Origin of the sequence: Sinosporangium album (assembly GCF_900100605.1) — a bacterium.
Taxonomy (GTDB): domain Bacteria; phylum Actinomycetota; class Actinomycetes; order Streptosporangiales; family Streptosporangiaceae; genus Sinosporangium; species Sinosporangium album.
Genome location: NZ_FNCN01000029.1, coordinates 64,135 through 73,828, shown reverse-complemented (window position 1 = coordinate 73,828; position 9,694 = coordinate 64,135). Strand labels below are relative to the sequence as shown.

Genomic DNA, 9,694 nt, shown 5'->3' with positions numbered 1-9,694 from the left:
GGAGGGTGTGCCCACCGAGAAGACCCCGGGCCCGGACCGCTCGCCGGTCCGGGCCCGGTCTCGTCCGCGGTCTCGCTCAGGGGGTCGTCCAGGCAACAGGCCGTGACCCGGCTGTCCCGACCTTCATAGACAGGCCCTTTTCCTAGTTTCACCCAGGCCGAAATGGCATCTCACCCCGAGATCGGCCTGAGACCGCCCACTCCACCCGAACGTGCGCACTGGCGGCTTGCGTAGCCAACTTTCCGGGATTTGTCCCCAGACAGGCCCTCCCTCCCGGAACCTGCCTGGCCCGGACCTATACCTCCCGGGCTATCGGCCAGACCGGGAGCGCGAGGGGGCGCCGGTGCTTGGACTGACGAACGCAGGGAGCGCAGCGACCGGAGAGAGGAGGGAAGACACCGGATCAAGAGCCCCCTCGCCGCGACGCGAAGCGTCGCAATCAAATCCGTACGGCATGGGCCCGCGTCTCAAGGCCCGATACCCGCGTGTGCGATGTCCCGCTTGCCCGATATGGTCATGCCCTATGGGGCAAGACGCTACTGACACGCGCCCATCCTGGATGATCTGGGCGGCGCTGACCACGGTCTACATCGTGTGGGGATCCACCTACCTCGGGATCATGGTCGTCATGGAGACGATTCCGCCCATTCTCGGCGGAGCGATGCGCTTCATCACGGCCGGGCTCTTGCTCGCCGGCGTGCTGCTGATCCGCCACGGCCCTTCCGTATTCGCCATGACCCGGCGCCAGTTCGGCGGCGCGGCCCTGGTCGGTGTCCTGCTCCTGACCGCGGGCAACGGCATGATCGCGCTGGCTCAGCAGCACATCTCCACCGGCATGGCCGCCCTGCTCGTGGCAGTGGTCCCGCTGTTCCTGGTGATCCTGCGCGTCGCCGCCCGCGATCGCCCCAACCTGCTGACGCTGGTGGGCGTGCTGATCGGGTTAGGCGGCGTGGCGGTGCTCTCGCTCGTCGGCGACACTGGCGAGACGGGCGGCACCGGCATCGTGATCATCCTGCTGGCGAGCGTGTCGTGGTCGATCGGCTCGTTCATGTCGGCCCGCATGGCGATGCCCGCCAGCCCGTTCGCCGCCAGCGCCGTCGAAATGCTGGTGGGCGGAGCCGCCATGGCGGCGGTCGGCCTGGTCACGGGCGAACGGCTCGACGTCGCCGCGATCTCCCCCGCCTCCTGGACGGCGATGGCCTACCTGATCGCCGTTGGCTCGCTGCTCGGCTACACGTCATACGTCTGGCTGCTGAAGAACGCCCCGATCTCGCTCGTCGCCACCTACGCCTACGTGAACCCGATCGTCGCGGTCATCCTGGGCATGCTGATCCTCGACGAGAGACTCACCCCCGAAATGATCGCCGGAGGTCTGGTGATCCTGCTCGGCGTCGTCCTCGTGGTCTCCACGGAACGGCGCGGCCGGCGCCCCGCCGTCGAGGCACCGGCCGCGCGCGGACCCGAGCTCAGCTCTCCCCGAGCGTCTTCCTGAACGCCTCCGCGGCGCCGAGGAACACATCGTTGGCCTCCGGGGAGCCGATCGAGACGCGGACGCCGTCCGACAGGTAATGCCGTACGGCGACGCCCACCTCGGCGCACGCCTCCGCGAAAGCCGTACCCTGCGCGTCGTCCATGCGCAGCCACACGAAGTTGGCCTCGGTCTGCGGCACCGTCCAGCCCTGGGCCACCAGGCCCTCCCGCACGCGGGAGCGTTCCTTCACCACGGCCTCGACCCGCTCGGCCAGCTCGTCCTCAGCCGCCAGCGAAGCGATCGCGGCGACCTGCGCCAAGTGGTTCACGGCGAACGGCGTCATGGTCTTGCGTACGGCTGCCGCCACCGGCGCGTGGCCGATCAGGTAACCGACACGCAGCCCGGCCAGGCCGTACGCCTTGGAGAAGGTGCGCAGCACCGCCACATTCGGCCGCTCGCGGTAGTAGAGGAGGCCGTCGGGCACATCGGCGTCCCTGACATACTCGCGGTACGCCTCATCGAGCACGATCAAGACGTTGTCCGGGACCTCGTCGAGAAACGCGGACAGGTCGCGGGCCCGGATCGCGGTGCCGGTCGGGTTATTAGGGTTGCAGACGAAGACCATGCGGGTCGCCGGAGTGATCGCGGCGGCCATCGCGGCGAGATCATGGTCCTCCCCGGCGAGCGGCACAGGCACGGCCGTCGCGCCCGACAGCTCCGCCAACAGCGGATACGCCTCGAACGAGCGCCAGGCGAACACCACCTCGGCCCCCGGCTCGCCCACGGCCTCGAAAAGCTGCTGGGCGACCGAGACCGAGCCGGCACCGAGCGCGACATGCTCGGCCGGGACGTCATAGCGCTCGGCCAAAGCCGCGGTCAGCGCGGCGGCAGCAGGGTCAGGATAACGGTTGATCTCACTCGCGGCGGCGGCCACCGCATCGACCACCGAGGGCAACGGGTCATACGGGGACTCGTTAGAGGAAAGCTTGTACGAGCGGCCGTCGGCGGAGACCACAGCCCTGCCCGGCTTGTAGGCGGGAAGGCCATCCAGAATGGCGCGGAAACGTGGCATAGACCAACCATATGGGAGCAGGTGAAGAGGCCCTTGGTCCCATGGTCCCAACCGCTCCGCGGTTCTTCGTCCCCCACCCCAACCGACTCCCGACACGTTGGCCAAGCAGTATTTATGGCGCGCCTCCGGCGCGCGGCGAGGGGGCTCTTGACCCGGGTCTGATGGCGACACTGCGTGTCGCGGCGAGGGGGCTCTTGATCCGGTGCTTTCCCTCGTCGCTCTGGTCGCTGCGCTCCCGGCGCTCCTCAGTCCAAGCACCGGCGCCCCCTCGCACTCCCAGGCCGGGCGACTCCTGAACGGGGACAGGCCAAACAGGCCAACACAGCCGGGTCCCGAACGGGGACAGGTCGATACAGCCGGGTTCCGAGAGGTATGGGCTTTGGTTGGCCGTTATTCCTTGAGGCTGCGGAGCATGGGGGGGTGGAGGAGTTCGGCGGGGCCGCGGCGGTAGAGCTTGGCGGGGCGGCCACCGTCGCGGGTGGTGGTGTGGCTGGTGGGGAGGAGGAAGCCTTCGGCTTTGGTGACTTTGCGGTGGAAGTTGCGGGGGTCGAGGGGGCGGCCCCAGACGATCTCGTAGACCCTGCGGAGGTCGGCCACGGTGAATTCGGGGGGGCAGAAGGCGGCGCCGAGGGAGGTGTATTCGAGTTTGGCGCGGGCTCGTTCGATGCCGTCGAGCATGATGCGGCGGTGGTCGAAGGCCATTTCGGTGAGTTCGGCGACGGCGCGCCAGGACATGTGGGCTTCGGTGGAGGCGGGCAGGTCGGGGGCGAGGCCGAGGTAGGCGACGCTGACGACGCGCTCGCGCGGGTCGCGGTCGGGGTAGCCGTATGTCTGGAGCTGTTCCAGGTGGACGGGCGCGCCGGGCAGGCCGGCGCGTTCGGCGAGCACGCGTTCGGCGGCGGCCGGAAGGTCCTCGTCGAGCTTGATGAACCCGCCCGAGAGTGCCCAGCACCCGGTGTAGGGGGGGTGGTCCCGCCGCCACACGAGGGCGCATAGCGCTTGGGAGCGGACTGTCAGCACGACCAGATCCACGCTGACAGGAACGGTCGGCACCATGTCAGGCACGTTACACGCAATCAGCTTCGGCCGAGACTCAGGCGGAAATTCGATCAAATCCCTTGTTTCCCAAGATGTGGCGGTTCAACGTGGTACGCGGACGTGTAGGGCTTCCGCGGTCTGTCGGCCGTCGGGGGCGACGACGTGGAGCCTGATCCACGTGTCGTCCGGTACGTCGCTCCAGTCGAAGGGTACCCATGCGGTCTGTGTGCCGATGGGCAGGCCGGCGGATGGTACTGCGGAATGCCAGCCCGCGGAGGCCACGTCGATGATTTTGGGCTGGTCGAGCCCTTCCCAGCGAATGGAGATCTTGGCTCCGGCGAGGTTGTAGCCGCGTACTTCGACGCCGTCGAGGATGTCGCGGCCTTTGCGCACGGCGTCGACGGCGATGGGGCGGTCCCAGTCGGCGGCGAGCCTGTCGGAGAGGGACGGCGAGCCGCAGGTCATGAAGTCGCTCCACATATAGGAGATGACCTTGGAAACGTAGCGTCCCGCGAGGGCGACGGCGCTGTCGAGCCGTTCTTTCTCGGCGCGTCCGCGGGTGCCCTGGCTGCCGCAGGGCTCGGCGCCGGCCGGTTCGAAGGCCTCGATGTTCGCCCAGAGTTGGACGTCGTAGCCTTCGGCGACCATGTCGGCTCTGGCGTCGGCCATGGCGCGGTAGTAGTCGCGGGTGGAGGCGTGGTAGGCGGTGCCGTACGTGGTTTCGCCGACGGTGGGCTGGAGGAGTTTGTCCACGTCGTCGTCGCGCTGGTCGGGCCAGAAGAGGCCGACTTTGCCGGTGCCCCGGCTGTCTTGGGGGGCGATGATGCCGACTCCGGTGCGGGCGAGCGCTTTGAAGCCGGCGGCGGCCTGTTGGGGGGTGGCGCCGAAGGAGACGCGTTTGCGCGCGTCGAGGTAGGGGCTGACGAGGATGGGTTTGCCGTTGAGCTCCTGCTCCACGATCTGATGTTGTTCCGCGTAGACCTGGAGGGTGGGGTGGTTCTCCTTCATGTCGCGCATCTGCAGTTCGAACGGCTGGTAGACGCCGCCGAGCGAGTCGCGCCCCGACAGGCGTGCGCCGTAGTCCTGCAGGATGCGGCGGGTCAGTGTGGTGAGGGTTCCGATGTGGCGGGGGTCGGCGATGGTGGACCGTTCGGGGTCGCGGGGGGCGAGGGGAAGCGCGGGGAACACTTTCATGCTGAAGCGGTCGGCCACGTCGAGCAGTGTGGTCAGGCTGTCGTCGGCGCGGGCCGCGACGAGGATGAGGTGGTATTCGCGGGCCTTGGAGGTGAAGTCGCACGAGGGGTCGTCGGAGCCGTCGGCGGGGGCGACGAGGCGGTGGAAGACGGCTCTGTCGGTGACGATGGCGCGTTCCATGGCGGGGCACCTGAGGAGGTCCGGGCCGAACGCTTCGTCGGTGCGGTAGACGTACGTCGTGGTGATGCGGTTGTTGAAGTTGGCCCGCTTGAGGTCGCGTTCCGCGGCTTGGAAGCAGGTGAGCTCGTCCTCCCGGCACGGCGCATACCGGCTGTCGGTCTCGGAGCCCTCCCGGTTCAGGATGCGGCCGTCGAGGTCCACTCGGCGCTCTTGCAGCCCGGTGCCGATGCGGATGACGGTGTCGCCGCCCACCTTGTGGATGGCTTCGAGTTGGCGCCGCCAGGTGCATTCGTCGGCGGTGGGGACGAGCCAGTAGCCCGTGACCGCGTAGGGGGTGCGGGTTCTGGTGTCGAAGGTGCCGCACGGGTCGGTGAAGGCCGACGAGGACGACGGGGTGGAGCTTCCCGAGGTCCCGCTGGCGTTCGGTTCCACTTCCTCGCTTGCTGCATCGGGTAGCAAAATCACCACAACCGCCACAACAGCGAGAATGACGACTCCTAGGAGAACCGTGATCCAACGCACTTCTCGGACACTACCGTTCTCGTGATCTGACGGAGATAAATCGAGCGATCAGCTCTTGGCGTCGGCCCAGCTTTCCAATTGGACGACGAATCTGCGCGCGGAGTTGGGCCAGTGATGATTGGCCCGAGCAGCCGCATACCCTCTCGCGCCCGCGGAGCGGCGCCCCACGTGGTCGTCTCTCAGGTGCAGTACGGCTTCCGCCACGGCCTTGGGGTCCTCCCACGGCACGACCACGCCGCTGTCGTAGCGTTCGACCAGCTCGACCGCTCTCGGCGACGGCGTGGTGATGACAGGGATGCCGTGAGCCATGTATTCCACGATCTTGGTGGGCATCGAGTGCCGGTAGTTCGGCTCGTCCCGCAGCAGCGACAGCCCCGCGAGGGCCCCGTCGAGCCGTTTGAGCGCCTCGTCGTTGGGCATGAAGTCGCGCCACTCCAGCAGGCCCTCGGCCACCGCCTGGTCCAGCAGCGGCCTGCTCTGCGGGTCGGCGTATCCGATGAGCTCCACCGACACCCCGTACGGCTGAAGCAGCCTGGCCACCTCGACGGCCTCACGGACTCCGCGCGCCTCGGACAGCCACCCGAGGTAGACGATCCGGTCGTCGCCGGGAGCGGTCACGGTGTCGGGGACCCACGTTTCGTTGGGCACGACGAGGTGTGCCTCCTTGAACCGCCCCGCATAGGCCGTCTCGGCTAGTAATAAGTGGAAGTGCCGCTCGGCCGTACCTTCGAGCAGGCGGGCCACGAACCGCACGGGCGGCCGCAGGAACGCCGGAAGCCACGGCTTCAGCGAGAGCGTGGCCGGGGTGTCCTCGTGGACGTCCCAGACGACGGGCGGACGTCTGCGTACGCCGACGACCGCGAACAGCAGCTCGGGGTCGTGGATGAGCACCAGGTCGACGCTGTCGCGCATGCGCTTGAACAGCTTGCGCGCGGCCAGCACCGCGGAGAGCCGCTTGCGCTCGGCGGCGCGCGGCAGGTCTACCCCGTTCACCCAGGACCGTGGCACGACCCCGCGCGAGGTGTACGGCGCGGCGTACGTGACCTCATGCCCGGCGTCCACGAGCGCCCTGATCTGCCGGTGCAGGATCCGGGCGTCCTCGGGATGATGCACCACCGTCATGACGAGCACGTGCACTGCGCGCAGCCCCCTGTCGTCAGAGCCGCTCGACGCGTTCACCCTCGGCGAGCACGCCTCGGGTGTCCAGCACGAGCCTGGCCTTGTCCTCAATGAGCGAGAGATCGAAGGCAGCGTGTGGTTGCAGCAGGACCGTGATGTCGGCGGCGGCGACGGCCGTCGCGAGGTCCTCCTCGCGCGGGATGTCGGCGCCGTCCACCCGCCAGCTCTTGACGTGCGGGTCGGCGAACGCCAGGTCGGCGCCGAGATCGAGCAGCGCCCTGGCCACAGGCAGGGCCGGCGTCTCGCGCTCGTCGGCGATGTCCGGCTTGTAGGTCACGCCCAGCAGCAGCACACGCGCTCCGTTGACCGCCTTGCGCTGCCGGTTGAGCAGCCGCTGGGCGCGGGCCACCACATAGCTCGGCATGCGCTCGTTGATCTCTTGGGCGAGTTCGACGAATCGGAAGGGGTAGCCCAGCTTGCGCACGGTGTACGACAGGTAGCTGGGGTCCACCGGGATGCAGTGTCCGCCGACTCCCGGCCCCGGCAGGAACTTCTGGAAACCGAACGGCTTGGTGGCGGCGGCCTCGATCGATTCCCAGAGGTCGACACCGAGCTCGTCGCAGAAGATCGCCATCTCGTTGACGAGGGCGATGTTGACGTGCCGGTAGGTGTTCTCCAGGAGCTTGGCCATCTCGGCCTCGCGGGTGCCGCTCACCGGCACGACCTGCTCGACGAACTGCGCGTAGAAGGCGGTGGCCCGGTCGCGGCAGGTCTCGGTGTAGCCGCCGACGACCTTGGGGGTGTTGCGCAGGCCGTACTTGGGGTTGCCCGGGTCGATGCGCTCGGGCGAGAAGGCGAGGTGGAACCCGCGGCCGGCGGTGAGGCCGGACCTCTCCAGCACCGGCCGCACGACCTCGTCGGTCGTGCCGGGCCAGGTGGTGGATTCGAGCACGACGAGCGTGCCTTCGACCATGTGGGCGGCGACGGTCGCGCTCGCGCCCTCGACGGCCGACAGGTCCGGCCTGTGGTCGTCGTCGAGCGGGGTCGGCACGCAGATGACGATGGTGCCGCTGGCCGCGAGCACGGCCGGGTCGAGCGTGGCGCTGAAGCCGTTGGCCAGCATGTGGTCAAGGTCGGCGTCGGTCAGGTCGTCGATGTAGGAGCGACCGGCGTTGAGCGCCTCGACCTTGCGAGGGTCGACGTCGACGCCGATCACTTTCAGACCTGCGGCCGTCGCCTCCTTGGCCAGCGGCATACCGACGTATCCCAGCCCGATGACGGCGAGATCGAAGCCGCTCACGTGAGGACCGTGGGGAGTCGGGAACAACACTTCATGGTCGCAAAGGCTATCTCAACTCCGTACGAGCCACGTCGAATGCGATTGAACGCCCAGGAAACCCGAGGGGTCCATCTGGCACTCATATCGCCATCAACCACGTATGGAATGGTAGATCTCACGGTAAGTCTCCGCGATTCGGCTCCATGTACGCTTGGCCGCGACTTCGGCTCTGCCCGCCTCACCCATCGCGGCCCGCCGCGCGGGATCCTCGCTGAGCTCGGCCAACGCGTCGGCGAACGCGGCGGGGTCGCCCGGCGGCACCAGCAGACCGGCGCCGTCGGACCCCACGAGCTCCGACAGGGCGGGCAGGTCGCTGAGCACCACCGGCTTGCCCAGCGCCATCGCCTCCACCGGCTTCAGCGGCGTGACGAGCCGGCATACCCGTAGGTCCTCACGGGGGCAGACGAAGATGTCGATGGCCGACTGGGCCTGCAGCGCCTCGTCCGGCCCGACTCTGCCGGGCAGGATCGCGATGTTGCCGAGCTTGAGGTCGTTCACCTGCTTGAGCAGCGCGGGCCGTTCGACTCCGTCGCCCACGAGCAGCACCTTGACGCGCGCACCCCGGTCGCGCAGCAGCGCCGCGGCCGACAGAAGAGTGGCGAATCCCTCATAGGCCACGATGCTCGACACCGAGCCCACCACGATCTCGTCGGGTTCGATGTTGAAGGACCTGCGGAATGCGGCGCCGTCGTAGTCCGCCGTCAGCAGCGAGTCGTCCACCGCGTTCGGGGCGAGGTGGATGCGCTCACGCGGCACCCCCCGATCGACGATCTCGGCGGCCATCGTCTCGGCCAGCGTCACCACCGCGTCGGCCGAACGCATCAGGAACGCCTCGCGCTCACGGTGCAGGACATGCCGCTCGCTGCCGATCCGGGCGGGGTCGCGGGAGGCCCACGTCTCCTCAAGGAAGCCGCGCACTTCGTACACGAACGGGGTGCCCGTGCGCTCGCTCACGGCCAGCGCGACAGACCCGTTGCGGTGGTCGGTCGCCGCGTGCAGCACCTCCGGGCGCAGCTTGCGCACCAGCTCGGTGACCTCCTCGGCGCCGCGGGTGATGCGGCCCCGGGTGTCCCGCGGGATCTCGCCGCTCGGCAGCAGCCGGTAGTACGGCGTGCCGTCGAGGACATCGCCGTCGGTGGCGTCGGCGTGCCCCTGGAGCATCGGCCAGCCCCAGCTCGTCACCACGTGCGGGTCGAGCCCGGCGGCGCGCTGAGCGGTCACGATGCGGTGGGTGCGCACGGTGTAGCCCGCCTGGGTGTACGGCAGCGCGTTCGTGACGCAGTGCAGTACACGGCCTTCGACGCGGTCGCCGACGTGCACCGAGGGGCCCGGCGGGATCGGCCTGGAGCTGAACGCGCCGAGTTCGCCCTCGTAGAGGGCCATCCTGCGGCGGATGAAGGGCCATCGCGCGTGCGGTTTGAGCGTGGCGATGGCGGCGGACATGTGTCCGCCGTCGTATTGCAGCTTCGCCTTCTCCAGCGGCCCATCGGCCATGCGGCGCGCCATCTTGCGGGCCGCCACCCGCGCCCTGCGGGCGACCGGCCACGCGACCGAGCCCACGACGGGTCGCAGCTTCGGCGGCAGCGCCTCGGCTGCGGCCTGGGCGACGCGTATGGGGTCGGATCTGACCCGTGTGATGACGACCCGGGAAACGATGACCGGATGCTGAACGAACCCTCGGAGAAGGCCGCCTATACCGGCTCTGGCCGCTTTAGCGGAGACCTTGCGGGAGTCTGGCGACCTGGCATCGGATACCACG

Annotated in this window: 7 protein-coding genes; 1 reads left to right on the top strand and 6 read right to left on the bottom strand. The window is 68.8% G+C overall.

Annotated features, from left to right (window positions below):
* The first annotated feature begins 523 nt into the window (after positions 1-523).
* The gene (locus BLQ73_RS24105; protein ID WP_245691335.1) at positions 524-1,492 is read left to right on the top strand and encodes an EamA family transporter; all 969 of its coding nucleotides are present in this window, start codon (positions 524-526) and stop codon (positions 1,490-1,492) included.
* Here BLQ73_RS24105 and hisC read toward each other — a convergent pair.
* The 6 genes from hisC to BLQ73_RS24075 all read right to left on the bottom strand — a co-directional run bounded on the left by hisC (position 1,467) and on the right by BLQ73_RS24075 (position 9,693).
* Positions 1,467-2,543, bottom strand: coding sequence for a histidinol-phosphate transaminase (gene hisC / locus BLQ73_RS24100; RefSeq protein WP_093173636.1), 1,077 nt, complete (start codon positions 2,541-2,543; stop codon positions 1,467-1,469). The two genes, BLQ73_RS24105 and hisC, sit on opposite strands and share 26 nt — an antisense overlap.
* Before the next feature lie 390 nt (positions 2,544-2,933).
* Entirely contained in the window at positions 2,934-3,599 is a 666-nt protein-coding gene (locus BLQ73_RS24095; RefSeq protein WP_093173634.1) for an NUDIX hydrolase, read from the bottom strand.
* A gap of 84 nt (positions 3,600-3,683) precedes the next feature.
* Positions 3,684-5,387 (bottom strand): DUF4434 domain-containing protein, encoded by a 1,704-nt coding sequence (locus tag BLQ73_RS24090; protein WP_245691334.1) that lies wholly within the window; start codon positions 5,385-5,387, stop codon positions 3,684-3,686.
* A gap of 138 nt (positions 5,388-5,525) precedes the next feature.
* Entirely contained in the window at positions 5,526-6,614 is a 1,089-nt protein-coding gene (locus BLQ73_RS24085) for a glycosyltransferase (protein WP_176955640.1), read from the bottom strand.
* A 19-nt stretch (positions 6,615-6,633) separates the two neighbouring features.
* Positions 6,634-7,896: a nucleotide sugar dehydrogenase gene (locus tag BLQ73_RS24080; RefSeq protein ID WP_093173630.1), complete on the bottom strand. Its 1,263-nt coding sequence runs from the start codon at positions 7,894-7,896 to the stop codon at positions 6,634-6,636.
* A gap of 129 nt (positions 7,897-8,025) precedes the next feature.
* Positions 8,026-9,693, bottom strand: coding sequence for a glycosyltransferase family 4 protein (locus tag BLQ73_RS24075; protein WP_245691333.1), 1,668 nt, complete (start codon positions 9,691-9,693; stop codon positions 8,026-8,028).
* Position 9,694: the final 1 nt, after the last annotated feature.